Source organism: Paenarthrobacter sp. TRD_SC_7 (assembly GCF_056156245.1).
On record NZ_CM149587.1, the window covers coordinates 4503409 to 4527642 of the forward strand.

22 protein-coding genes are annotated in these 24234 nt (G+C 62.0%); 15 read left to right on the forward strand and 7 right to left on the reverse strand.

Annotation, left to right across the window (positions count from 1 at the left end; all coding sequences use genetic code 11):
• From AC0J5Z_RS21345 to AC0J5Z_RS21355, 3 genes are read right to left on the reverse strand one after another with little or no spacing between them, the layout of a single operon-like run.
• Positions 1-936: a carbohydrate ABC transporter permease gene (locus AC0J5Z_RS21345; RefSeq protein ID WP_142936848.1), complete on the reverse strand. Its 936-nt coding sequence runs from the start codon at positions 934-936 to the stop codon at positions 1-3.
• On the reverse strand, positions 933-1994 hold the full coding sequence (locus tag AC0J5Z_RS21350; protein WP_475036401.1) for a carbohydrate ABC transporter permease: 1062 nt from the start codon (positions 1992-1994) through the stop codon (positions 933-935). Before AC0J5Z_RS21350 ends, AC0J5Z_RS21345 begins: the two co-directional genes overlap by 4 nt.
• 12 nt (positions 1995-2006) lie before the next feature.
• Positions 2007-3365, reverse strand: a complete 1359-nt coding sequence (locus AC0J5Z_RS21355) for an ABC transporter substrate-binding protein (protein ID WP_475036402.1) — start codon at positions 3363-3365, stop codon at positions 2007-2009.
• Positions 3366-3499: 134 nt separating this feature from the next.
• Here AC0J5Z_RS21355 and AC0J5Z_RS21360 point away from each other — a divergent pair, with 134 nt between their 5' ends.
• Positions 3500-4516, forward strand: a complete 1017-nt coding sequence (locus tag AC0J5Z_RS21360) for a LacI family DNA-binding transcriptional regulator (RefSeq protein ID WP_475036403.1) — start codon at positions 3500-3502, stop codon at positions 4514-4516.
• 80 nt (positions 4517-4596) lie between these two features.
• Entirely contained in the window at positions 4597-5418 is an 822-nt protein-coding gene (gene nadE / locus AC0J5Z_RS21365) for an ammonia-dependent NAD(+) synthetase (protein WP_475036404.1), read from the forward strand.
• Positions 5419-5490: 72 nt separating this feature from the next.
• Here nadE and AC0J5Z_RS21370 read toward each other — a convergent pair whose 3' ends face one another.
• A complete protein-coding gene (locus AC0J5Z_RS21370; protein ID WP_475036405.1) occupies positions 5491-6207 on the reverse strand; it encodes a FadR/GntR family transcriptional regulator in 717 nt (238 codons plus the stop codon).
• 270 nt (positions 6208-6477) lie between these two features.
• On the opposite strand from AC0J5Z_RS21370, the gene eat reads away from it, so the two are divergent.
• The 10 genes from eat (at position 6478) to AC0J5Z_RS21420 (ending at position 15714) form a co-directional block, all read left to right on the forward strand.
• Positions 6478-7908: an ethanolamine permease gene (gene eat / locus AC0J5Z_RS21375; protein WP_475036406.1), complete on the forward strand. Its 1431-nt coding sequence runs from the start codon at positions 6478-6480 to the stop codon at positions 7906-7908.
• 50 nt (positions 7909-7958) lie between these two features.
• Complete coding sequence (locus AC0J5Z_RS21380; protein ID WP_475036407.1) at positions 7959-9341, forward strand: glutamine synthetase family protein; 1383 nt, start codon at positions 7959-7961, stop codon at positions 9339-9341.
• Entirely contained in the window at positions 9322-10092 is a 771-nt protein-coding gene (locus AC0J5Z_RS21385) for a gamma-glutamyl-gamma-aminobutyrate hydrolase family protein (RefSeq protein ID WP_475036408.1), read from the forward strand. Before AC0J5Z_RS21380 ends, AC0J5Z_RS21385 begins: the two co-directional genes overlap by 20 nt.
• Positions 10089-11459, forward strand: coding sequence for an aldehyde dehydrogenase family protein (locus tag AC0J5Z_RS21390; RefSeq protein ID WP_475036409.1), 1371 nt, complete (start codon positions 10089-10091; stop codon positions 11457-11459). Before AC0J5Z_RS21385 ends, AC0J5Z_RS21390 begins: the two co-directional genes overlap by 4 nt.
• Positions 11460-11493: 34 nt before the next feature.
• Positions 11494-12276, forward strand: coding sequence for a 3-oxoacyl-ACP reductase (locus tag AC0J5Z_RS21395; protein ID WP_475036410.1), 783 nt, complete (start codon positions 11494-11496; stop codon positions 12274-12276).
• A 145-nt stretch (positions 12277-12421) separates the two neighbouring features.
• Complete coding sequence (locus AC0J5Z_RS21400; protein ID WP_475036411.1) at positions 12422-13069, forward strand: PadR family transcriptional regulator; 648 nt, start codon at positions 12422-12424, stop codon at positions 13067-13069.
• A gap of 77 nt (positions 13070-13146) precedes the next feature.
• Positions 13147-13905 (forward strand): MerR family transcriptional regulator, encoded by a 759-nt coding sequence (locus AC0J5Z_RS21405; protein ID WP_475036412.1) that lies wholly within the window; start codon positions 13147-13149, stop codon positions 13903-13905.
• Positions 13906-13949: 44 nt separating this feature from the next.
• On the forward strand, positions 13950-14552 hold the full coding sequence (locus tag AC0J5Z_RS21410; protein WP_475036413.1) for a TetR/AcrR family transcriptional regulator: 603 nt from the start codon (positions 13950-13952) through the stop codon (positions 14550-14552).
• Positions 14553-14722: 170 nt separating this feature from the next.
• Positions 14723-15046, forward strand: a complete 324-nt coding sequence (locus tag AC0J5Z_RS21415) for a hypothetical protein (protein WP_475036414.1) — start codon at positions 14723-14725, stop codon at positions 15044-15046.
• 323 nt (positions 15047-15369) lie between these two features.
• Positions 15370-15714, forward strand: a complete 345-nt coding sequence (locus AC0J5Z_RS21420; protein WP_475036415.1) for a hypothetical protein — start codon at positions 15370-15372, stop codon at positions 15712-15714.
• 184 nt (positions 15715-15898) lie between these two features.
• Here AC0J5Z_RS21420 and AC0J5Z_RS21425 read toward each other — a convergent pair whose 3' ends face one another.
• On the reverse strand, positions 15899-16174 hold the full coding sequence (locus AC0J5Z_RS21425; RefSeq protein WP_475036416.1) for a hypothetical protein: 276 nt from the start codon (positions 16172-16174) through the stop codon (positions 15899-15901).
• A 154-nt stretch (positions 16175-16328) separates the two neighbouring features.
• Positions 16329-17915 (reverse strand): molybdopterin-dependent oxidoreductase, encoded by a 1587-nt coding sequence (locus tag AC0J5Z_RS21430; RefSeq protein ID WP_475036417.1) that lies wholly within the window; start codon positions 17913-17915, stop codon positions 16329-16331.
• A 104-nt stretch (positions 17916-18019) separates the two neighbouring features.
• Between AC0J5Z_RS21430 and AC0J5Z_RS21435 the strand changes: the two genes are divergently transcribed.
• The 3 genes from AC0J5Z_RS21435 to AC0J5Z_RS21445 all read left to right on the forward strand — a co-directional run bounded on the left by AC0J5Z_RS21435 (position 18020) and on the right by AC0J5Z_RS21445 (position 22904).
• Positions 18020-19531: an aldehyde dehydrogenase family protein gene (locus tag AC0J5Z_RS21435; RefSeq protein ID WP_475036418.1), complete on the forward strand. Its 1512-nt coding sequence runs from the start codon at positions 18020-18022 to the stop codon at positions 19529-19531.
• Positions 19532-21187: a GMC family oxidoreductase gene (locus AC0J5Z_RS21440; RefSeq protein WP_475036419.1), complete on the forward strand. Its 1656-nt coding sequence runs from the start codon at positions 19532-19534 to the stop codon at positions 21185-21187.
• Positions 21188-21329: 142 nt separating this feature from the next.
• On the forward strand, positions 21330-22904 hold the full coding sequence (locus tag AC0J5Z_RS21445) for an APC family permease (protein WP_475036420.1): 1575 nt from the start codon (positions 21330-21332) through the stop codon (positions 22902-22904).
• Positions 22905-22984: 80 nt separating this feature from the next.
• On the opposite strand, the gene AC0J5Z_RS21450 is transcribed toward AC0J5Z_RS21445, so the two are convergent.
• Positions 22985-24202: an acyl-CoA dehydrogenase family protein gene (locus AC0J5Z_RS21450; protein ID WP_475036421.1), complete on the reverse strand. Its 1218-nt coding sequence runs from the start codon at positions 24200-24202 to the stop codon at positions 22985-22987.
• Between the last annotated feature and the right edge of the window lie 32 nt (positions 24203-24234).

Genomic DNA, 24234 nt, shown 5'->3' on the forward strand with positions numbered 1-24234 from the left:
CTATTTCACTCCTCCGGCGGTGAGGCCGCCCACTAGGTAACGTTGGAAAATCAGGTAGAGAATCACTACTGGTGCCGCGCAGACGAGCGAGGCCGCCATCATCTGCCCGTACAGCGGGATGGCACCCCCTTCTTGCGAAGCCCCGAAGATCTGCAGTGCCACAGCAGCTGTTTGGCTGTCAGGCCGGGTCATCACCGAGGCAAAGAGAACATCGTTCCAGCCGAGCAGGAATGCGAAGATACCCGAGACCACAATGCCGGGCCAGCTGAGAGGCAGGATGATGCGTACCAGTACGCCGAGGTTGCTGGCGCCGTCGATCCTTGCCGCCTCCTCCAGTTCGCGGGGCAAGCCGCGCAGGTAGGTGACCATCACCCACGTTGAGAAGGGCATGGCGAACGTCAGGTAGGTGATGAAGAGGCCCCATTGGGTTCCGATGACCTGGACTCCCAGGTAGCTCGCAGCCGAGGAAAAAAGAACGAACACGGGCAGGACCATCAGCGTGCCAGGCACTGACTGGAGCGCCAGGAGGCTCCGCAGAATGGTGAGCCGTCCACGGAACTGGTACCTGACCAGCACGTACGCGATGGAAACGGACATCGCTGCTGACACCACGGCTGTGGCTCCGGCTACGAGCACACTGTTGGCCAGGCCTTTGGCAAGGCCAACGCTGGACCAAATCTTGGTGTAGTTCTCCAAGGAGAACGTAGATGGCCAGAACTCGCCGTTGGCCACGCCGATGTCCGAGTTCACCGAGGCCAGGAAGATGTACGCCACCGGGATCAGCACAATGGCGCTGAGCACCGTCAGGATGATCGCCAGCATGGGGCCGGGCAGAAGCCTGGTCACTTCATGCTGCCGCTTGGAACCCGGCCGGAACGTGGTCCCGGCCGAACCCCGGCGGGCCGTGCCGCGGACGGAGGTTGTTGATGCGCTCACTTCTTGCCTCCAGGCGTCTCGGCGTCGTCCAGCTTGACGGCGCGCAGGTAGATGAACAGCGGAATGGCTATCAGCACCAAGGACACAAAAGCCATGGCGGCGCTGAGGCCGAAGCGGAAGCTCTGGAAGCTGGTGACGTAGGTGAGGATGGGAAGCACTTCGACGTCGGCCGGGGCCGGTACGCCGAACAGCACGAACGGGAGGGTGAAGTTATTGATGTGATGCAGCATGCCGATCAGGAAAGCCAGCGCGAGCGGACCTTTGAGGTACGGGAAGATGACATACCGCAGCTTGTTCCACCACAGCGCGCCGTCCAAGGCCGAGGCCTCGTGAACCTCGTGGTCCACGGACTGCAGGCCGGACAGAGCCAGCAGGTAGATGAACGGCCAGGAAGCCCAGATCTGGACCAGGATGAGCGTCCAATAGGTTTGCGGCCCGTTGAGCCACAGACCGCCATCCATGCCGAACGTGCCCAGGGCTGAGTCCACTACGCCGTCCGGCTGGAACATGGTCCGCCACACCGTGGCTACCACGAAGGATGGCAGCACGTACGGAATCAGGAAAATCGAGCGGATCAGCGCCCGGCCCTTGAAGGCGTTCTGCGTGGCCACGGCAGCAGCGATACCCAGGGGCAAGGTCACCACCATGGCGATCAGCGAATAGCTGACGCTCAGCCACACCGAGTGGAGCAGCGGCGAATCGGTCAGCGCCTCTACAAAGTTATCGACGCCGATGAAGGGGGCGCTGACCCACTTGCGCAGCGTGTACTGGTCCAGGTTGAGGGCCGACATATAGATGCCCAGGAACAGCGGAATCACAATGATGACGAACATCAGGAGTCCGCCGGGGATCAGCATCCACAAGGGACGGTTGCGCTCGCTCAACCCCTTGCGGCGGGCAGGTTTCTTGCCGCGGCCGGACGGCTGGATAGTGCCTGTGCCTGCGGCCGGTGACGTACCGGCGTCGGACGCTTGGCCTGCTGTACCGGACCGGGCCAGCTGCCCTTCGGCGGCCGGGCCGGTCGCGGCCTTTATTTCCCTGAAGGAATCAGTGGACATGGGAGATCCTGCCTAGGACTTCGCGGCCCGGTCGAGTGACGCTTGGCCTTTGGACTGTGCATCCTTGAGCCGTGATTCCAGCGCCGCGTCGTCCACGGAACCGTTGGCCAGATCCGGAATGGACTGGACAGTGACGTTCAGGAGGCCCAACTGGATGTCACCCCACGCGCCCGTGAACGGTGTTGCCTTCGACTTGCCCGCGGCGTCGGCAATTGGCTGGAGCTTAGGATCTGTCAAGGAGGCGAGCGCCTCTGCATTCGCAGGAAGCTCGCCGAAGATCTTCTGGTAGTTCAGCTGCTCGTCCTTGGACGTGATGAGCTCGATGTACGCGAAGGCCAGGTCCTTTTGCTGCGAGTAGTCGGCAACCACTACATTGTCGCCGGAGAGGATGCTGGCAGCTTTGTCGCCGTCACCCTTGGGTGCTGTTTCACCGGGCGCCGTGGTGGGCATGACGGAGTAGGCGTACTTGCCGGCGATAGCGGACTTGTCCAAGGTGGGAACGGAACTTGAGGTCGTCATCATCAAGTAGCCGGCCTTGCCCGACGCGAACGCGGCTACGGCGTTGCTGTTGCTCCAACCGATGGCAGCGGGATCCACTACCTTGTCCTTGGTAAGCCAACCGAAGTAGGTCTCGTAGGCCTTTTTGACCGTGGGGTCGTCCATCTTGAGGTTGTTCCCGTCCACAAGCGGGTTCCCGGCTTGGACGGACATGGCCCAAATGAACTTCCACGGGTCAAAGTTGTCCTTATACCCCGCGGCCAGGCCATAAGTGCCGGCCGAGGCGTTGGTCATCTTCTTGGCCTGCTCAGCGAGTTCGTCCCACGTTGTTGCGGGCTTCTCGATGCCAGCGGCGGCCAGGAGGTCTTTGTTGTACGCCATAACGAACGGGCGGCTGACGAACGGAATACCTGCCATGTGATCGGCGTCCGGGCCGGAAATGCCTAAGGCGGCCTGGTTGAAGCGTTCTTTTCCGCCAACCTTCTTCCAATCGTCCTCGGAGAGCGTCACGAATGCTTTGGTGGCGTAGGCGGTGGGGGTGAAGGTGGTGCCCAGGCTGTAGACGTCCGGGCCCTGGCCGGAAACCACTGACGTTTGGATCCGGGTCAGTTCGTCGTTGGCAGATGCGAAGGTTTCAAATTCAACATCCGCGCCCGTCTTCGCCTTGAACTTTGCGGCAATGTCCTTGAACCATTCCTTCTGTTGCTCGGGGTACTGGTTGTTGACGCCGGTCAGGACGCTCAACTTCTTCCCGGCGCCGTCCACGGCACCCCCGGTGCTGTCGGAACTGCTGCCGCTTCCCCCGCAGGCGGTCAAAGCCAAGGCCGCCGTTGCCAGAACGGCGGCCAGCTTCGCTGATGGTGCAAACCTCATTGTTTCCTCCTTGATTACCAAGCCCGCAGGTGGTGGTGGCGTGCGTCACAGGGGCTTCGTTGTTGAGTCTAGGGAGTTGGCAATCCACGCGGCAAGCGTTTGCCAAAAGTTGCCAAGAGTGTTGCAATCTTCCTATGGGACAGACAAGCGCGAGGGCAACGGCCCCTACCATCCGGGACGTCGCCGAACGGGCCGGAGTGGCAACCTCAACGGTCTCGCGGGCGTTGTCCAACCCGGACCGGGTAAACCGCGTGACCCGCGAACGCATCGAAAAGGTGGCGGCCGAGCTCAACTATGTTCCCAGCTCACAGGCCCGCGGACTAAGCTCCGGACGCACCAACGCGATCGCCCTCCTGGTCCCCGACGTCACCAACCCCTTCTACTTCGACATCATCCGGGGCACGCAGAACCAGCTAAAAGCCGCCGGGTACACGCAGTTGCTCGTGGACACCGAAGAGTCCGCCGAAATGGAAGCAGACACGCTCCGCAAGATGCAACGGACTGCTGATGGATTCATCCTCGCCGCGTCCCGCCTTACCGACGCACAAATACTCGAGGCAGCATCGTCACAAGCGATCGTGACCATCAACCGCTCCTCCGCCAACGCACCTACGGTGGTGATCGATACCCCCGGCGCCGTGGTCCAGGCACTGGAACACCTCACGTCCCTCGGCCACAGCAGGATTTGCTACGTCGGCGGGCCGGCGTCGTCCTGGTCCAATGCCAAGCGATGGAAGACCTTTGAGGACGAAAGCCGCGACCGCGGGCTCACCACATCCCGGGTGGGTCCCTTCACCCCCAAGACAACGTCCGGCGCGGCAGCAGCTGATGCAGCCGTTCGGACTGGAGCAACGGCCTGCATCGTCTTCAACGATCTCCTGGCCATTGGAATGCTGCAGCGACTTCGCGAGCGCGGCATCCGCGTTCCGGAAGACATGAGCATCGTGGGCTGCGACGACATCTTCGGCGCAGACTTCTGCAACCCACCCCTGACCACCATGGCTTCACCGATTGAGCAGGCAGGACGCGTGGCCGTCTCCATGCTGCTGGCCCAACTTGATCCACTGAACTCCGGATCCAGCAGACGCCTGGCTGTGATGCCCACCCACCTCACTGTCCGCGGCTCAACAGGTCCGGTCCCCGCCAGCTAGGTGGCATTATTGCGAGTCACTTGGGCTGGAAGTGTGCAATATGGTTGAGCGTTCATAACCAGGCTGACTAGTGTTGGACCATGCGCGAACTCCAGGCCAAGATCATTGAAGAAATGGGCGTCCAGCCCCGGATCGATCCTCCGGAGGAGATCCGCAAGCGGGTCGCCTTCCTCAAGGATTATGTAAAAGCGACCGGCACCAAGGGCTTCGTCCTGGGCATCTCCGGCGGGCTCGATTCCACGCTCGCAGGACGTCTGGCCCAATTGGCCGTGGAAGAGCTTGAAGCGGAGGGTGTGGAGGCGGACTTCGTGGCCGTCCGACTCCCTTACGGCATCCAGCATGACGAAGACGACGCCCAGGCCGCCCTGGATTTCATCAAGGCCAAGACCGAATGGACGTTCAACATTTCCCGGGCGGTGGACGGTTTTGAGGAAGAGTTCGAGAAGACCACCGGCGCCGAAATTTCCGACTTCCACAAGGGCAATACCAAGGCCCGCGCCCGGATGATCGCACAGTACGCCCTGGCAGGCGAGCACAATTACCTGGTGGTCGGCACCGATCACGGCGCCGAGTCCGTCACGGGTTTCTTCACGAAATTCGGCGACGGCGGTGCGGATATCCTTCCGCTGTTCGGCCTGAATAAGCGTCAGAACCGCGCAGTCTTGGCGGAACTGGGCGCCCCCGCCCGCCTTTGGCAGAAGGTGCCCACCGCCGACCTCTTGGACGACAAGCCCGGACGCACCGACGAGGATGAGCTCGGCATCACGTACGACCAAATTGATGATTACCTCGAAGGCCGAGAAGTAGCTGAGGGCGCCGCGGAGCTCATCGAGCAGAAGTACCTCCGCACGCGCCACAAGCGAACCGTCCCGGTCACCATCTTTGATACGTGGTGGAAATAGCCTGAGTTAGCGCTACAGAACCTCGACGGCGGGTGTGGACTTTTTGATAAGTCCGCACCCGCCGTCGTGGTTTCAGGCCAGGAAGCCCCTCAGGAGCGAGGCTGTTCCCTCAAGGTGTTGAACGGTGGCCTGCTCTGCGGCGGGGGCGTCGCCGCGCAGGATCGCCTCCGCGATTTCCGCGTGCTGTTCGTTGGCGTGCTCCAGGTTGGTAGCGAGCAGCGGGATCCTGTCCAACAGTCCGTTGACCCTGGCCCTGGTTTCAGCCACCGCTCCCACCAGGCTTGCCGAGCCGGATAGCTCGGCAATGGCGATGTGGAACCGCGCGTCACGCGGGCGGTATCCCACTGCAGGGGAAGCACTTACTTCGGACAGGCAGACTTGCAGGTGCCTCCTGGCCGCAGCGGAGAGATCGGCCTTCGCAGCCAAGGAAGCAGCAGCGGGCTCGAGAATTGAGCGGAACAACAGGACATCCTCAACCTCGGCAGGGTCGAGCGGCCCGACATCCGGAGTCCGTTGGACGGCGGCCGCGGAGACGTAGGTACCCCCGTACCGGCCCCGCTGGACCTCGAGGTAGCCAGCGCTCTGCAACTCCCCCAGCGCGTCCCGCAGCGTTGCCCTCGATACACCCAACTGTTCCGCCAACTCGCGCTCCGGTGGCAACTTTTCGGCCGGCGCAAAGATACCCAGCTTGATGGTCTGAAGGATGTGTTCGATGGTCTCTTCGAACGCGTTGCCACCCCGGACTGGGCGCAGCATCGAGAACGACGGGCCAAACGGAGAGTCCGGCACGGCAGCTCCTTCCACGAATCGCGGGCCGCGCCACATGCGGGCGCCGCTGACTCAATGCTACCCGCGAGGATCTTCAAAGGTCACCAAAGAGACCTTTGGAAATCCTCACCTGTGATCCAAGTCATCAGCTTTTAATGAAAAGCCTTGACGTTAGGGGAATGACAATCCAGACTATGAATCATACTTTGGACTGAAAACAGTCCTTTAGGATCCCCCGAGGATCCTCCGCTCAAACTTCCCAGAAGCATTCCTCAGACGATAGGAACACGCATGGAAACAGCGCACCAGCCGCCTGGCGGCGAGGATGAATATTTGAAGCACAGGCGCCTCAAACGGGGCGCGGCCGGCTGGATTCTCCTGGCTGGGCTTGGGGTGGCGTACGTTATTTCCGGCGACTTCGCCGGTTGGAACCTTGGCTTGGCCCAAGGAGGCTGGGGCGGCCTGCTCATCGCCTTTGTGCTGATGGCGGTCATGTACACGTGCATGGTTTTTGGTCTGGCAGAACTTTCGTCAACGCTCCCGACGGCGGGTGCCGGCTATGCGTTCGCCCGCCGGGCGCTGGGTCCGCTTGGCGGATTCGCCACTGGTGTTGCGGTCCTGATCGAATACGCGGTGGCACCGGCGGCCATCGCGACTTTCATCGGGGGTTACGTGGAAGCCCTCGGGCTGTTCGGCCTGACGAACTCGTGGCCCATCTATCTGGTCACCTACGTCGTCTTCATCTGGATCCACATCCGTGGAGTCGGCGAAGCCCTGAAGATCATGTTTGCCATCACGGCTGTGGCAACGGTGGCCCTGATCGCCGCGGCTATTGGACTTCTCCCCAAGTTCGATGCCGCACGACTCTTCGACATCGTGCCGGACGGTTCGGCAGGTTCCAGCGCCTTCCTGCCCATGGGTATCAGCGGCGTCCTGGCGGCCTTGGTCTACGGGATCTGGTTCTTCCTCGCTGTGGAGGGAGTTCCGCTCGCGGCCGAGGAAACCTCGAACCCCAAACAGGACATGCCCAAGGGAATCATCGTGGCCGTTGTCATCCTGGTGATTTTCGGTGCCCTTATGCTCGTCCTGGTCCCGGGAGCTGCCGGGTCCCAGGCCATGAGCGAATCGGACAACCCGCTTCCTGAGGCGCTGCGCATTGCCTATGGCGGCAACACGTTCCTGGCCGACTTCATCAACTACGCAGGCTTGGCGGGACTCGTGGCCAGCTTCTTCTCCATCATCTACGCCTACTCACGTCAGCTCTTTGCTTTGTCGCGGGCCGGCTACCTCCCGCGCTGGCTCTCCCTGACCGGGGCACGGCGGACCCCATACTGGGCACTGATCGTCCCAGGGACTGTTGGCTTCCTGCTGGCTGCGCTTACGCGGGACGGCGCCTTGCTGATCAACATCGCAGTCTTCGGCGCCACGGTTTCCTACGTCTTGCTGAACCTCTCACACATAGTCCTTCGCAAGAAGGAACCCAACCTGGAACGCGGCTACAGGACTCCGGGCGGAATCGTCACAACGTCGATTGCTTTGGTCCTGTCCGCTGTGGCAGTGGTGGCGACGTTCGTCGTCGACGTCTTTGCCGCCTCCATCACGGCAGCGATTTTTGCAGCTGCCCTCCTCTACTACTGGCTGTACAGCCGGCACCGGATCGTGGCGGGCGCGCCCGAGGAAGAGTTCGCCCAAATTGCCATGGCCGAGGCCGAACTGAAGTAACAGCCGGCAGACACTGAAATTCATTCACCGAACCACACTGCGGAGACACAATGAACGCTAAGACCCAAGAGCCCAGCCGGAACGGGCAACTCACCGTCGATGAACTGCGCGAACAAGTAGCAAGCGGCGCGATCGATACTGTCATCGTCGCCATCACCGATGCCCTGGGCCGGCTGCAGGGCAAGCGGTGCGGCGCGCGCTCATTCCTTGAGGACGTTCTGGATCACGGCGCGGAGGGCTGCAACTACCTGCTTGCCGTTGATGTGGAGATGAAAACTGTGGACGGCTACGCAATGTCGTCCTGGGAAACCGGCTACGGAGACATGGTGATGCTGCCGGACATCTCCACACTTCGCCGGGTGCCCTGGCTCGAAGGCACAGCGATCGTGCAGTGCGATGTCCTGTGGACTGACCGGACCCCTGTAGCCGCATCACCCCGGCAGATCCTGAAGGCCCAGATTGAGCGACTCGAAAAGCTCGGATACCGGGCCCACGCAGGGACCGAGCTTGAATTCCTGATGTTCGATGACTCCTACAACCAGGCTTGGCAGAAGAACTACACCGGCCTCGCGCCGTCTACGCAGTACAACGTCGACTACTCGCTCCTCGCAACTGCCCGTCTGGAACCAGTGATTCGCTCCATCCGCAACAACATGGAAGCCGCGGGCCTGGTGGTCGAGTCATCCAAGGGCGAATGCAACCTCGGCCAGCAGGAAATCACCTTCCGCTTCGATGAAGCCCTGGCCGCCTGCGATAAGCACACGTTTTACAAGAACGGCGCCAAGGAAATCGCTGACCAGCACGGCAAGAGCATCACGTTCATGTCCAAGTTCAACGAGCGCGAAGGCAACTCCTGCCACATCCACTTCAGCCTCACCGACCTGGACGGCAACCCCGTATTGGCCGGCGACGGCGAACACGGCTTCAGCCCCCTGATGGAGCGCTTCGTTGCTGGTCAACTCGCGGCGCTGCGCGAACTCGCCTATTTCCTGGCACCCAACATTAATTCCTACAAACGTTTCGTAGAGGGCAGCTTCGCCCCAACAGCGATCGCTTGGGGCCTGGACAACCGCAGCTGCGCACTCCGCGTGGTGGGCCACGGCCGGGGGCTCCGGACCGAGAACCGGGTGGGTGGCGGCGATGTGAACCCATACCTCGCTGTGGCCGCGATGATCGCCGCCGTCATCCACGGGATCGAAAACGACCTTCAGCTGCCGGAGATCACCAAGGGCAACGCCTACGAATCCGACGCGGAACGCCTGCCCACTACCTTGCGGGACGCCCGGGACCTTTTGGCCGAGAGCAGCATCGCGCGCAAAGCCTTCGGCGACGACGTGGTGGACCACTACGTCCACGCCGCCACAGTGGAACTGACCGCTTACGACAGCGCCATCACAGATTGGGAGCGGGTCCGTGGCTTCGAACGACTCTAAAACCTACGGGCAACCGTACAAGCCCAGAATCGCGCTCACCAGTTACCTACAGGAGGCCTCCTGGGGAGTTTGGAATACGACGGCGGCAATTCTCCCGGGAACGTACGTGGAGGCCGTGGTCGCGTCCGGAGCAACCCCCATGTTGCTGCCCCCGCTGGGCACCGACGAGACAGTGCTGGATCTGGTAGACGGGCTGATCGTGGCGGGTGGGCCCGACGTCGATCCTTCCCTCTACGGGGCGGCGCCGCATCCCACCACCAAGTCGCAACCGCTGCGGGACAGCCACGACTCCGCCCTCATTCGTGCTGCACTTGAACGCGGCCTCCCGCTTTTCGCGATTTGCCGGGGAGCCCAGCTCCTCAACGTCGTGCTGGGCGGCACCCTGATTCAGCACATTCCGGACGTCAGCCCGGAAAGCAATAGCCAGCCCGCTCCCGGGGTCTACGGACAGGCAACCTTCACCACCACTCCGGGAAGCATCATCCACCACCTTCTGGGAGCTTCCGCTTCCTCGCCCTGCTACCACCATCAGGCCATGGACACGGTCCCCGACTCCCTGCGCGTGACGGCCACGTCCTCCGACGGTTTGGTCCAGGCCCTTGAAAGCACAGACCACGGTTGGGTCCTTGGAGTCCAGTTCCACCCGGAACAGAATCTCAGCGACCTCCGGCTGTTCCGTGGCTTCGTGGAAGCTGCCGCCAACTACAGGTCCGATCAGGCCGCTACCGAGAAAGCGATGTCCCCCGCATGACCGCCACAGTATTTGATGTGATCAACCCGGCCACCGAGGAAGTTCTCCAAACCGTGCAGCTCGCCGGTGTGGCAGAAACCGACGCAGCCATTGCCAAGGCCGCTGCTGCCTACGAATCCTGGCGGGCAGTAGCCCCTGCGGACCGTGCGCTGCTGCTGCGAAGGTTCGCTGCCGCCGTCGACAATGACCTGGAGAACCTCGCTCAACTGGAGGTCCGCAACGCCGGGCATACTATCGGCAACGCCCGTTGGGAAGCGGGAAACGTCCGCGACGTCCTCACGTACTACTCCGCCGCTCCGGAACGGCATTTCGGCCGTCAGATTCCGGTTGCAGGGGGCATCAATGTGACGTTCCACGAGCCTCTGGGAGTTGTTGGGATCATCGTCCCCTGGAATTTCCCCATGCCGATTGCGGGGTGGGGCTTCGCTCCTGCCCTGGCTGCCGGAAACACGGTAGTGCTCAAACCGGCGGAAGTGACTCCCCTGACCGCCATCCGTCTTGGCGAACTTGCTCTTGAAGCCGGTCTTCCCGAGGGCGTGTTCCAAGTTATCCCGGGCAAGGGTTCCGTGGTGGGGCAGCGCTTTGTCACCCACCCCGCGGTCCGAAAAGTGGTGTTCACCGGGTCTACCGGGGTGGGAAAGCAGATCATGGCTGGCTGCGCAGAGCAGGTAAAGCGCGTGACGCTGGAGCTTGGCGGCAAGAGCGCCAACATCATTTTCGATGACGCCGACCTTGAGCTGGCGGCGGCTGCTGCGCCGGGCGGTGCTTTCGATAACGCCGGCCAGGACTGCTGCGCCCGGTCACGGATTCTGGTGCAGCGCGGAGTTTATGAACGTTTCCTGGAACTGCTGGAGCCCGAAGTCCTCGGTATGCGCGTGGGAGACCCCGCCGATGCGGCCACCACTATGGGGCCGCTGATTTCAGCCCAGCAGCTCAGTACGGTTTCAGCGTTCGTGCCCGACGGCGCCCCGGTCGCCTTCCAAGGGAAGGCGCCGGAAGGACCGGGCTTCTGGTTCCCGCCAACGGTCCTGACACCTGACCTGAATGCGCCGTCCTTCACCCACGAAATCTTCGGCCCGGTGGTAGCTGTGGTGCCGTTCGAGGACGAGGCCGACGCCATTCGCATCGCCAACAACACGGAGTACGGGTTGTCCGGCTCAATCTGGACCTCCTCTGTGGACCGCGCCCTTCGCGTGGCTCGGGGAGTGGAGTCCGGCAACCTCTCGGTCAACTCGCATTCCTCGGTCCGGTACTCCACTCCATTTGGCGGCTTCAAGCAATCCGGGCTGGGCCGCGAGCTTGGACCCGACGCGCTGGATGCGTTCAGCGAGGTCAAAAACGTCTTCATCTCCACGCAGTCCGCGTGATCTTCCGTATTCCACTTTTTTGAAGGAGCAACAAATGCAAGCAGTAGTTTCCAACCGTCTCGCCGGCCGCAGCGCAGTCATCACGGGCGGGGCCAGCGGCATCGGCCTGGCCACGGCCCGCCGCATGGCCGCAGAGGGCGCCAACGTGGTGATCGCAGACATCGAACCGACATCCGGGATTGCCGCCGCGGCCGAGGTAGGCGGCCTCTTCGTCAAGGTAGACGTGACCAGCGAAGAAGAGGTCCGCAACCTTTATGCGCAGACCAAAGAGACGTACGGAAGCGTGGACATCGCTTTCAACAACGCCGGCATCTCCCCCGCTGACGACGCCTCCATCCTGGACACCGGCATTGACGCGTGGCGCAGGGTCCAGGAAGTTAACCTGACTTCGGTCTACTACTGCTGCAAGTACGCCATCCCGTACATGCAGGAGCAGGGGAAGGGATCCATCATCAACACGGCCTCATTCGTGGCCGTCATGGGCGCGGCGACGTCGCAGATTTCTTACAGCGCGTCCAAAGGCGGCGTGCTGTCCATGAGCCGGGAACTCGGCGTCGAATTTGCACGGCAGGGCATCCGCATCAACGCCCTGTGCCCGGGCCCCGTGAACACTCCGCTGCTGAAAGAACTCTTCGCCAAGGATCCCGAGAAGGCCGCACGTCGATTGGTACATGTTCCTTTGGGCCGTTTCGCGGAACCGGAAGAGTTGGCCGCTGCCGTGGCTTTCCTGGCCAGTGACGACGCCTCGTTCATCACAGCTTCCACGTTCTTGGTGGACGGCGGCATCTCGGGGGCTTACGTCACGCCTCTTTCCTAACGCTCGCATTATTTCTGCTGCCCCCGCCGGTTTTGGCGGGGGCAGCTTTGTTTGAGGGCCTTGACGACCCGATAGTTACCGATATATCGTTAACTATCGCCGATACTCCTTCGGTGAACCATTCGACCGAAAGGACGATGCTGCTATGAAAGGCATCAACGAACACGACAACACCTTCCCTGAGCATGGCCATGGGCACCCCGAACACGGACACGGCCGAGGCCGCTTCAACCGAGGCAAGGGCCGGCGCGGACCGGGCGGCCATGGCGGAGGTGGATTTGGGCCGGGCTTCGGTCCAGGTTTTGGCCCCGGCTTTGGTCCGGGTTTCGGACCACGGGGCTTCGGTCCCGGCGGATCACGTCGCGCAAACCGCGGTGACGTCCGCGCAGCGATCCTCTCGCTCTTGGCGGAGGCTCCGTCCAACGGCTACGGCCTGATCAAGACCATCGCCGAAAAGACATCCGGCGCATGGCGTCCCAGCCCCGGCTCCGTCTACCCGACGCTGCAGCAATTGGTGGATGAAGAGTTGATCGTCGCTGTCGGCGAGGGGCGTCGCACCGAGTTCACGCTCACAGACGATGGCAAGGCTTACGTCGCCGAGCATGAAGAAGAGCTCGCCAATGCATGGAACACCGAGGCCGATGGAACAGGCGCAGCATTCCACCAAAGCGTCGGCAAGCTCATGGGCGTCATCCACCAATTCCGGGGCGCGGCTACCGACGAACAACGCCAGGCAGCCATTGAGAAGCTGGACGAAACCCGCCGCGCCCTCTACTTGATCCTGGCTGACTAAGTGCCGGTCAGCATCCTCTTGACCTTGACGTAGCGTCAACCTCTACTGTCGAAGAACAAGGCAAGGACGGAGGACAGATGGACTGGTCAATCCAGGAAATCGCCAAGATCGCGGGCACAACCAGCCGGACGCTGCGTCACTACGACGACATCGGGCTGCTCAAACCAAGCCGGACCGGCCATAACGGCTACCGCTACTATGACGGTCCGGCGCTGGTTCAGCTCCAGCGCATTCTCCTGCTCAGGGAACTCGGGCTTGGCCTGCCGGCCATAGCCGAGGTTCTCCATCGCGAGACGGACACAGTCAAAGCGTTGAGCGGCCATCTGGAATGGCTTGCAAAGGAGCAGGACAGGCTGACCCGGCAGATCGCCTCCGTTCGGCAGACCATCGACACAATGAAAGGGGATGGAAAGTACATGGCACAGGACATGTTTGATGGCTTCGACCACACGCAGTACAAGGACGAGGTGGAGGGCCGCTGGGGCAAGGATGCGTACGCCGCCAGTGATTCCTGGTGGCGCGGAATGAGTACCGAGGAAAAGCAGCAGTGGAAGGAACGCGTGCAGAGGCTGGGGAGCGACTGGATCTCCGCTGCCGGGTCCGGCATCGCGCCGGACAGCGCTGATGCACAGGATCTGGCGAAGCGACACGTCGAATGGCTTCGCGGCATCCCGGGAACCCCGACGGCGGCACCTGGCGGAGACGTCAAAGGTTACGTCACAGGCCTCGGCGAAATGTACGTTGCTGATCCACGGTTCGCGGCCAACTATGGCGGGGAAACAGGGGCTACGTTTGTTCGGGATGCGCTGCGGATTTACGCGGAAAAGAACCTATAGACGGTCAGGATGCGCTGATCCGGGTTTGGCAATAGTCTGGCCGAATGGGTACAAGCACCGTAAAGTCCGGCGAACAGGTTGACAGGCAGAAACGCATTCTTGAAGCGGCACTTGAACTACTGTCCCGCCATGGCATTTCGGGCATCAATATGCGTGCCGTGGCGCGTGAAGCCGGCGTTGCACTGGGACTCGTGAACTATTACTACGAAGACAAATCGAGTTTGATCCGCGCCGTGCTCCACCAGATTGAAGAGCACGACCTCCTACTGGTGGAGCCGGCGCCCACTTCAACCCCGGACGCGCAACTTCGTGAGTCCCTTCGGCGCGTTGCGGACCCCGGGCTCCTAACCACGCCGTACCTGTCCCTCCGCCTCCATCTGTGGGCTCTCGCCCAGGCGGATGAGGACTTCGCTCAGATCAATGCCGCAGCCTTTGACAGGTATCTTCAAGGGCTTGCGGCCTTGATCGGCAATGCCGTTCCCGGGCTCTCGCCTGATGAATGCAGGGAGCGCGCAGCGGACGTCGTCGTGGTGCAGAACGGCATGTGGCTCACCACGCTCCTGGGAATAGACAAAGCGGCTATCGAGCGAGGCATTGCCCGGACGGAGGAGATCGCGTTCGCCCCTTCGCGGCACGAGGACACTTAGTGACGGGGCAGGTCCCGCTATCCGTCCGCCGCGCAGATTTGAGTGGCGGCTCACTTTTCGACCAGCGCTGACAGCGGGCCTTCGTTCCCTCATCGAACCTCAAAGAAGAGAAGCTCGGTGAGAGCCAGGGGGTGAGGTTTTTTGCCAGCGCACGACGACAGGATCTACTGATGAGCTTCACAGATGCCCTCTGGGGCGGCCTCCTTAAGAGCTTCGCATTTGATCCCGTTACTCATGAATGCGTTCTTGAAATAGCTGTTGAAGAGCAATCCGGAAGTACAACGCATGTGCTGCTCTGTGCTGACGTGACCGACCTGCGCTTCTACAGCGATATTCCCGGTCCCTGGAGCTATGCAGAGGTTACGGAAGTCGAGGCCCTGTACGACGAAAGCGCGCGCTGCTGGCGGGTGGAGTTCATGCTTTGGTCAGAGGGGGCAGGCCTCGTACTTCGCTGTGCGCAGATTTCCTTAGATGGACGCTCACAAGAGATCTGAACAAACGCCTACTCGCCACCCCTTTTTCGAGGAATGGGCAAAACCTCGATCAGATTTGAGACCCAAACCAGCGCCCCGAGACGGATCCTTGACCGGGCGCTGTGCAAATCGGTGTCATGCATCGCTCTTGCCGGCCTATCTGAGGAATGGTACGTCCATGAAGTAATGTGCCAGAAGATGCGAGCATGGACGACGGGTTTACGGGCACAGCCGTGGCTGTAAGGAGCCAATGAGTTACGGGCGTGTGTCCTGCTAGGTAACGGGCCCCCTGCTCCAATTAGGAGGATGACTGATAACTGGTCCACCGAATGACAGGAACTTACATGGAAGATACCATCCGTGAGGCTCGCTTTTTACAAGCAATGACCGACGTCGCCAACAAGGTGCTAGAGGCCGAACGTGAGCAAATCTACGACCTGGTCATGGAGGAGGCCGAGCAGTTCATTCGCGAGCTCCTAGGGTCCTCTCACGATGGCGCCGCATATGCCCTCTGGATGGAAATCAGCGACCTCTACGACAATCCAGCCGGCCCGGCGTCCGAGGAAGCACGCGAGAAGATCGGACGCAAGGCAGCCGCAGAATGGTTGTCCGTCGACAAATCATCTCCTGACGAGATCGACCAGTTCTTCACTCGATGGCAAACCCCGGAGCCATGGCAGATTTCGTGAGAAGCGTCCGGTTGAGGATCCCTTACCGTGCTGCCTGGGGTTGGTGTTGGTAGCTTCGGATAAGCAGCGCGGCAGGCGCTTCCGTTTCCTTGGGCCCTTTGGCGGAGGAATACGCTCACTGATCGGATGCCATCAGTGACTCCAAGTTAGGGCTCTGCGAATGATGACAACGGGGCGGAGTAATTCAGTCATCCGATGCGACGATGACGTGAAGTGTCCGGAGAATCCGATCAATCACGATGAACTCGTGGAAGCCGAGTTTTCCGGTGACCGAGCCGTAGTCATGTTCGGCTTCCCGCGGGGGGTTGTGTAGCTTCAGGACAGGGCCTGAGCCTAGGAGTGAATAGATGGGCTCCAGCCTTTGCATGACGTCGGCGGGCTGGGAGTATTCCGGGTCCATCCATGCCCTGCAACCTGCCAACACCACAGAGGAACTCGCCAAAGCCGCTTGACGATCCATAGGAGCATCGGTCCCCCACCGGCCGCCATGCGGTCCCAACCAGCGCTAAGTAAAATTCGCGTCATTCGGCGGAACCAGGATTCCCGTAAGACCCGCCCGCAAAACTGCCCGGTGAAGGTGCCCTAAACGCTACACAGTTTCCCGTCCCACTTCCTTACTCCACAGTCACCGCCACCGAAGGCCAGCCCGAGGCTCCGTCAGGCACAGGATCGGCGCGCTGGTCGGTCTGGGTTTCGCCGGTGCCGTCGGTGGCTCGGGCCTTGACGTAGTGCATGCCGGGCGTGGCATCCCATTCAAAGGACCACTGGCGCCAGGTGATGGTGGAGGCTTCGTCCGAAAGCGTTGCTTCCACCCAATCGCCGTCGTCGATCTGGACTTCCACCTTGGTGATTCCCCGCGTCTGCGCCCATGCGGTGCCGCCCACAGCGACCTTGCCTGCCTTCAATCGCGCAAAGGACGCCGGTACGTCCACACGCGCCATGGTCTTGATGGGGCCACGCTCCGACCAGCCACGCTGGGTCCAGTAGGCCTTGCTGTCCGCGAAACGGGTGACTTCCAGGTCCACTACCCACTTGGTGGCGGAGACGAATCCATACAGCCCCGGAACCACCATCCGCACGGGGTATCCGTGCTCTACAGGAAGTGGCTCATCATTCATGCCGATGGCCAGCATGGCATCGCGGTCATCCTGCAGGACCTCCAGTGGAGTGGAGGCGCTGAAGCCGTCAATGGATGTTGAGAGCACCATGTCCGCGCCTTCCTTCGGCTTGGCCCTCGCGAGGACTTCGCGGATGGGCATGCCCAGCCACTTGGCGTTTCCGGCGAGCTTCCCGCCCACCGGGTTGGACACGCAGGTGAGGGTGACGTGCGATTCGATCAGATCGGCGTCGAGCAGGTCCTGGAAGGTGAGCGTTAGCTCCTCCTCCACCATTCCATGCACCCGCAGTTCCCAGTCGTCGACGTTGATTTCCGGGACGCTCAGGGCCGTATCAATGCGGTAGAACTCGTTGTTCGGTGTCAGCCAGGGGAAGACTCCGGGGACCGGGGACTGGACGCCAGCAGGCACGGGGGGTGCAGCTTTGATTGGCGCCGGCAGCCGGAGGGCATCCCGGGCTTGCGCAATATTGTTGCGCGCTGCACCCAGCAGTCGACCACCGGTCGCCGCGATTCCGGCGGCCACCGCGGTGATCCCGGCAGCTGCGAAGAAACGACGGCGGCTGGTACCGGCGCCGCCCACCTGCTCGTCGGCGTCGGCTGCTATGTCAGCGGGAGCTTCCGGCCACGCTTTCAACCCCCACAACGGCACGATGAGGCGCCGCAGGACGATGAGGCCGGCGATGGTTCCCACGAGGGAGGGAATGGCGTCGGCGGGTCCCACCCCGGCGCGAGTCAGGACGGCGGCCACGATCACAGCGCCCATGAACAGGACGCCCAGGACGCCCAGCGCCCACTTCTTGTAGGCCACAACGCCCAGAACGCAGGCCAGCACGGCGATCGTCAGGCCCATGCCCACAAACAGCGCAGCTTTGTCATTAGTACCGAACGTGGCGATCGCAAAGTCCTTCAGCCACGATGGCGTGAAGTCGATGAACGTGGATCCCAAGGCGAACACCGGGGTTGCCCTGGCAGTGAAGAAGGCGCCGATCAGCTCGGCAACGGCCAGCACGACGGCGGCCGACACCACGCCTGCCAGCGCTGCCATGGTTTCGGGGCCTTTGGTCCGGAGTCCGAGCTTTTTCATGTCAGTGGTTCGTAGCGGCAGGGAGCTGGGATGGGTGAGTCACTTTGAACATCCGTTCATAATTTTCCTTGAACAGATGTTCAAGATGCACTAGCCTGCTTCGTATGACCCAAGCCACATTTTCCGATTCCGCCTCCACTCTCTTCATCAACGGCAAGTGGGAGCCGGCCGCATCCGGTGCGGTGCGCGCAATCCATAATCCGGCCGACGGCGAACTGGTCGCCACGGTGTCCGAGGCGGGTCGCGAGGACGCCGAGCGCGCCATTGCCGCAGCCCGCGCGGCCTTCGACTCCGGTGTTTGGTCCTCGGTTCCCGCGCCGGAGAGAGGCGCGTTCCTGCTCAAGGTCGCCGCGGAACTGCGCGAACGCCGGGAGAAGTTCGCCCGCGCCGAATCGTTGGACACCGGCAAGCGAATCATCGAAAGCCGCATCGACATCGACGACATCGCTGCCTGCTTCGAATATTTCGGAAGGCTCGCCGGGCAGTCCGCGGGCCGGGTAGTCGATGCAGGGGACAACGCCGTCGTGAGCAAGATCGTCTACGAGCCCGTCGGCGTCTGCGGCCTGATCACGCCGTGGAACTACCCCCTGCTGCAGGCCGCGTGGAAGATCGCACCGGCGCTGGCGGCTGGCTGCACTTTCGTCCTCAAGCCCGCCGAACTGACCCCGTCCACCGCAATCCTTGCCATGCAGTTGCTCAAGGACCTTGGCCTGCCGGACGGCGTGGCCAACCTCGTCACCGGACCCGGCAGGAAGGTGGGCGCACCGCTGACGGAACATCCCGACGTCGACCTTGTCTCCTTCACCGGCGGCCTGGAGACGGGCAAGCGTATCGCCGCTGCCGCTGCCGCCACCGTCAAGAAGGTGGCGCTGGAGCTCGGCGGCAAGAACCCCAACGTTATTTTTGCTGACGCTGACTTCGACGCCGCCGTCGACAATGCGTTGAACGGCGCGTTTGTCCATTCAGGGCAGGTCTGCTCCGCTGGGGCACGGCTGGTGGTGGAGGAATCCATCGCCGAGCGCTTCGTGGACGAGCTGGTCCGCAGGGCACAGGACATCCGCCTCGGTGGCCCGTTCGATGAGGCCGCCGAAACCGGCCCGCTCATCTCCGCCGAACACCGCGACAAAGTCCACGAGTACGTCCAGCGTGGAGTGGCGGAAGGTGCGCGGTTGCGGTGCGGCGGCGCCGCCCCTCAAGGGGAGAAGTACGACGCCGGTTACTACTACCAGCCGACCATCCTGGACCGCGTCCAACGCGGAATGTCGGTTGTGGTCGACGAAGCCTTTGGCCCGGTAGTAACGGTCGAAACCTTCCGCACGGAAGACGAAGCCGTAGCCACCGCCAACGACACCATCTACGGGCTGGCGGGCGCGGTCTGGACCCAGGATGCCGGCAAGGCTCAGCGGGTAGCGGGCCGTTTGCGGCACGGCACCGTCTGGATCAACGACTATCACCCCTACCTTCCGCAGGCCGAATGGGGCGGCTTCGGGCAGTCCGGCGTCGGCCGTGAGCTCGGTCCCACCGGACTGGCTGAATACCAGGAAGCCAAGCACATCTACCAGAACACCAGCCCTCAGGTGACCGGCTGGTTCGCAGACCACGGCAAGGAGAAATAGATGCACACTGACAACATCGAAAACCTCAGTGAGCACGGGTTCGACTACGTCGTCATCGGCGGAGGATCTGCCGGCGCTGCCGTCGCCGCCCGGCTGAGCGAGGACCCTGCAGTTACCGTGGCGTTGGTGGAAGCCGGCCCGGATGACCGAGGCCTGCCCGAGATTCTCCAGCTTGACCGTTGGATGGAACTGCTGGAGTCAGGGTACGACTGGGACTACCCGGTGGAACCGCAAGAGAACGGCAACTCCTTCATGCGCCACGCCCGCGCCAAGGTCATGGGTGGATGCTCCAGCCACAACTCCTGCATCGCTTTCTGGGCTCCTCGCGAAGACCTGGACGAGTGGGAGTCAAAGTATGGCGCCACCGGCTGGAACGCTGCTGCCGCCTGGCCCTTGTACCAGCGTCTGGAAAGCAACGAGGACGCGGGCCCGGAAGCTCCCCACCACGGCCACGACGGTCCAGTGCATTTGATGAACGTTCCCCCGAACGATCCCGCCGGCGTCGCGCTCCTCAATGCCTGTGAGCAGACCGGCATCCCGCGTGCAAAGTTCAATGACGGCAGCACGGTGATCAACGGCGCCAATTTCTTCCAGATCAACCGTCGCTCGGACGGGACACGTTCTTCCAGTTCGGTCTCCTACATCCACCCCATCGTGGATCGCGATAACTTCACGCTGCTGACCGGCCTGCGGGCCCGCCAACTGGTGTTCGACGCGGACAAGCGCTGCACCGGCGTCGACGTGGTGGACTCGGCCTTCGGCCGGACGCACAGGCTCTCAGCGCATCGCGAGGTTATCCTGTCCACTGGTGCCATCGACTCCCCCAAGCTCCTCATGCTTTCCGGCATTGGCCCGGCTGCACATCTGGCGGCGCATGGCATCGAGGTCCTCGTGGATTCCCCCGGCGTTGGTGAGAACCTGCAGGACCATCCGGAAGGCGTGGTGCAGTTCGAGGCCAAACAGCCCATGGTGCAGACTTCCACCCAGTGGTGGGAGATTGGCATCTTCACCCCAACCGAAGAGGGTTTGGACCGACCGGACCTGATGATGCATTACGGCTCCGTGCCCTTCGACATGAACACCCTGCGGCACGGCTACCCCACCACGGAGAACGGTTTCAGCCTTACTCCCAACGTCACCCACGCCCGTTCCCGCGGGACCGTTCGGCTTCGCAGCAGGGACTTCCGCGACAAGCCCATGGTGGACCCCCGCTACTTCACCGATCCGGACGGGCACGACATGCGAGTCATGGTGGCCGGTATCCGCAAGGCCCGGGAAATCGCCGCGCAGCCCGCCATGGCCGAGTGGACCGGGCGGGAGCTCTCCCCTGGCATCGAGGCGCAGACCGACGAGGAACTGCAGGATTACATTCGCAAAACGCACAACACCGTCTACCACCCCGTCGGCACTGTCCGCATGGGACCAGTGGACGACGACATGTCACCACTGGACCCCGAACTGCGGGTCAAGGGAGTTACTGGCCTGCGAGTGGCCGACGCTTCCGTCATGCCGGAACATGTCACCGTGAACCCCAACATCACCGTAATGATGATCGGTGAGCGCTGTGCCGATCTCATCAAGACCGACCTCATCAGGGCCGGGGGGACGGAGGAAACAACGACGGCGGAGGCCGACTTCAGCTTGTCTCTCGCCTGAACAGGCGAGTTGCTTTAGACCACGCAATAACAATGGGGGAAACAGCCGGAGGCACACCGTGGTGCCCGGCCTTCGATATCGACTGCGTCCAATGGCGGCCGCAGGCTATCACCATTCGTGCACGTCTGAACTAGGAGTTCACATGTCTGAACCCAGCAAAATAGGACCCTGCAAGAGCGACGCAAGCGGTATGGACGAGTTTGGTTATGCCCAAACACTCGACCGCAGCATCGGTAAGTTTGCCAGCTTCGCCGCCGGCGTCAGCTACATCTCCATCCTCACCGGCGTTTTTCAACTGTTTTACTTCGGATTTTCGACGGCGGGACCCGCCTACGCCTGGTCATGGCCCATCGTCTTCGTCGGCCAGCTAATGGTCGCTCTATGCTTTGCGGAACTGGCCGGACGCTATCCGGTGGCCGGATCGGTCTACAACTGGGCAAAAAGGCTCTCGACCGGAACGTGGGCCTGGCTGGCCGGCTGGTTGCTGCTGCTTTCGTCCATCATGGCTCTTGGGTCCGTGGCCTTGGCCCTCCAAATCACCTTGCCGCAGATCTGGAGCGGTTTCCAACTGGTAGGCGATGGAACAGGTCCTTACGACTTTGCGGTCAACGGGGTCATCCTGGCCAGCATCATGATCGGCATTTCCACACTCATCAACGCGTTCGGCGTGAAGCTCATGACCATGATCAACAGCGTAGGCGTGTTCGTGGAACTGGTTGCGGCCGTCCTGCTCATTGCGGCTCTCATCTGGCACTCCGTGCGGGGACCGGAAGTCCTCCTGGAGACCGCTGGATTCGGCGAAGAACATCCCTTGGGCTTCTTCGGGGTGTTCATCATTGCCGCCATGGCATCCGGATACGTCATGTACGGATTCGACACCGCCAGTTCCTTGGGTGAGGAAACCAAGGACCCCAAGCGCACGGCTCCCAGAGCGATCCTGCGCGCCGTTACAGCGTCCTTCCTCTTGGGTGGGTTACTCCTCCTGGGCGGAATCCTGGCCGCGCCCGATCTTTCCGATCCCAAGCTCGGAGCGGCCGATGGCGGACTGCAGTACATCGTGCTTTCCGTGCTGGGCGGCCCCTTCGGCAAGGCCTTCCTGGCATGCATCGTAGTAGCTGTGGTCGTCTGTACGCTGGCCGTCCATGCAGCAGCTATCCGGATGATGTTTGCCATGGCCAGGGACAACAACCTCCCCTTCAGCCGTCAGCTCAGCAAAGTGCACCCCACCCGGAAAACCCCCACAGTGGCTGCCATCGTCATCGGTGTAGTGGCGGTGATTCCGCTGATCGTCAACATCTCCCAGCCCGCCATCTTCACCATTCTCTCCAGCATCAGCATCGTCCTGATCTACCTGTCTTACCTGCTGGTTACGGTGCCAATGCTGCGGCGACGGTTCCTGAAGAAGTGGCCCCTGCAGGACGACGAATCGGAACCGGGGTTCAGCCTCGGCAAGTGGGGACTGCCCGTGAACATTCTGGCGGTGCTTTGGGGCGGTGCCATGACGCTGAACCTTGTGTGGCCGCGGCCGGAGATTTACAACTCGGTACCGCCCTTCGAGTGGTACCTGCAATGGGGCGGCGTCATCTTCGTTGCGGCAGTAGTGATCGGCGGAACACTCCTCTACCGCCTCCGCATCAGGCACCGTACGGGAGTCCTGGCGGAACATGCTGCCGCCACCCCTCCGGACCCTGCCTTGGTGGTAGCCCAAAACACCTAGCCGCACCCGACGAGCATCCCTTCGCCCGGCTTTCAACCGGCGAAGGGATGCTCGTCGCATTCTCAAACAAGCCTGCGTTCTCAGACGAACGCCGACTTCCCCGTCACCGCTCGGGCCACGATCATCGAATTAATCTCATAGCTGCCCTCATACGTGTACAGGATCTCAGCGTCGCCGAAGAGCTTGGCCATCTCGTAATCCGTGGTAATCCCGTTCCCGCCCAAAAGGGACCTGCCCATCGCCACGGATGAACGGGCCAGTCGCGTGGTGGTGGCCTTGCACATGGCAGCCTGCACCATTTCGAGTTTCCCGGCCTGCTGGATCCGCGCGAGCTCAACCATCATGGACAGCGAAGCGTTGGCGTTGCCCAGAATGTCGGCGAGCTGCTGCTGCACCAACTGGAAGCGCGCCAACTCTTTGCCGAACTGCCGGCGCTCCAAAGCGTATGAACGGGCAATATCAAAGGCAGCCAACTGAATTCCCGCAGCTTGCCAGCCTACCCAGGCCCTGGAGTCACGCAGGAGATCATTAGCGCGGGAAAACTCCGTGGCACCCGGCAAGAGGTTTTCCAAAGGAATACGCACCTCGTCCAACACGATGTCCGCATTCTGCATGATGCGCAGGCCGATCTTGTTGGAGATCTTGGTGGCGGAGTACCCGGGTCGGTCCGTCTCGACGATGAAGCCCTTGATGTGTCCATCAGCCTCGTCGCGAGCCCAAACGAGAGCAAAGTCGGCAATCGTGCCGGCCCCGATCCAGCGCTTGGCACCGTTGATAACCCATTCGCCGCCGTCGCGCCGCGCCGTCGTCGAGAGTCCTCCGGCGATGTCCGATCCGTGGTCCGGTTCCGTCAGCGCGAAGGCACCCAGCTGGGTAAAAGCCTCCAGCCCAGGCAGCCACTTGCGCTTCTGCTCAGGGGAACCGAGCTCGTCAATCATGCCGACGATGAGCTCATTATGGATGCCCACCAGCGCTGAAAGGGACACATCCGCCCGGGCAATCTCGGTATACATGAGCCCCTTGAACAGCTTGGACGAGCCGTCCGTTTGTAGTCCTCCCAAGCCGAACTTGGCCATGTCAGCCAGCAGCCCGAACGGAAACTCCTCACGGTTCCAGTAGTCGATACTCGCAGCCCTGATCCGCGTCTGCAGGAACTCCCTGATTTCGAGGTACCGCGCGCGCTCCTCCGGTGGGAGCAAATCAATGACGTGCATCAAGTCCGCCTCCGGATAAGGAGGCCGGACGCGTTCTGATGCCGCACCACTGGTAACAGTGCCGGCAGCTTTTTCGTCGAGCATTAGACCCCTTCGTCATGTCCCGCATGGGCTCT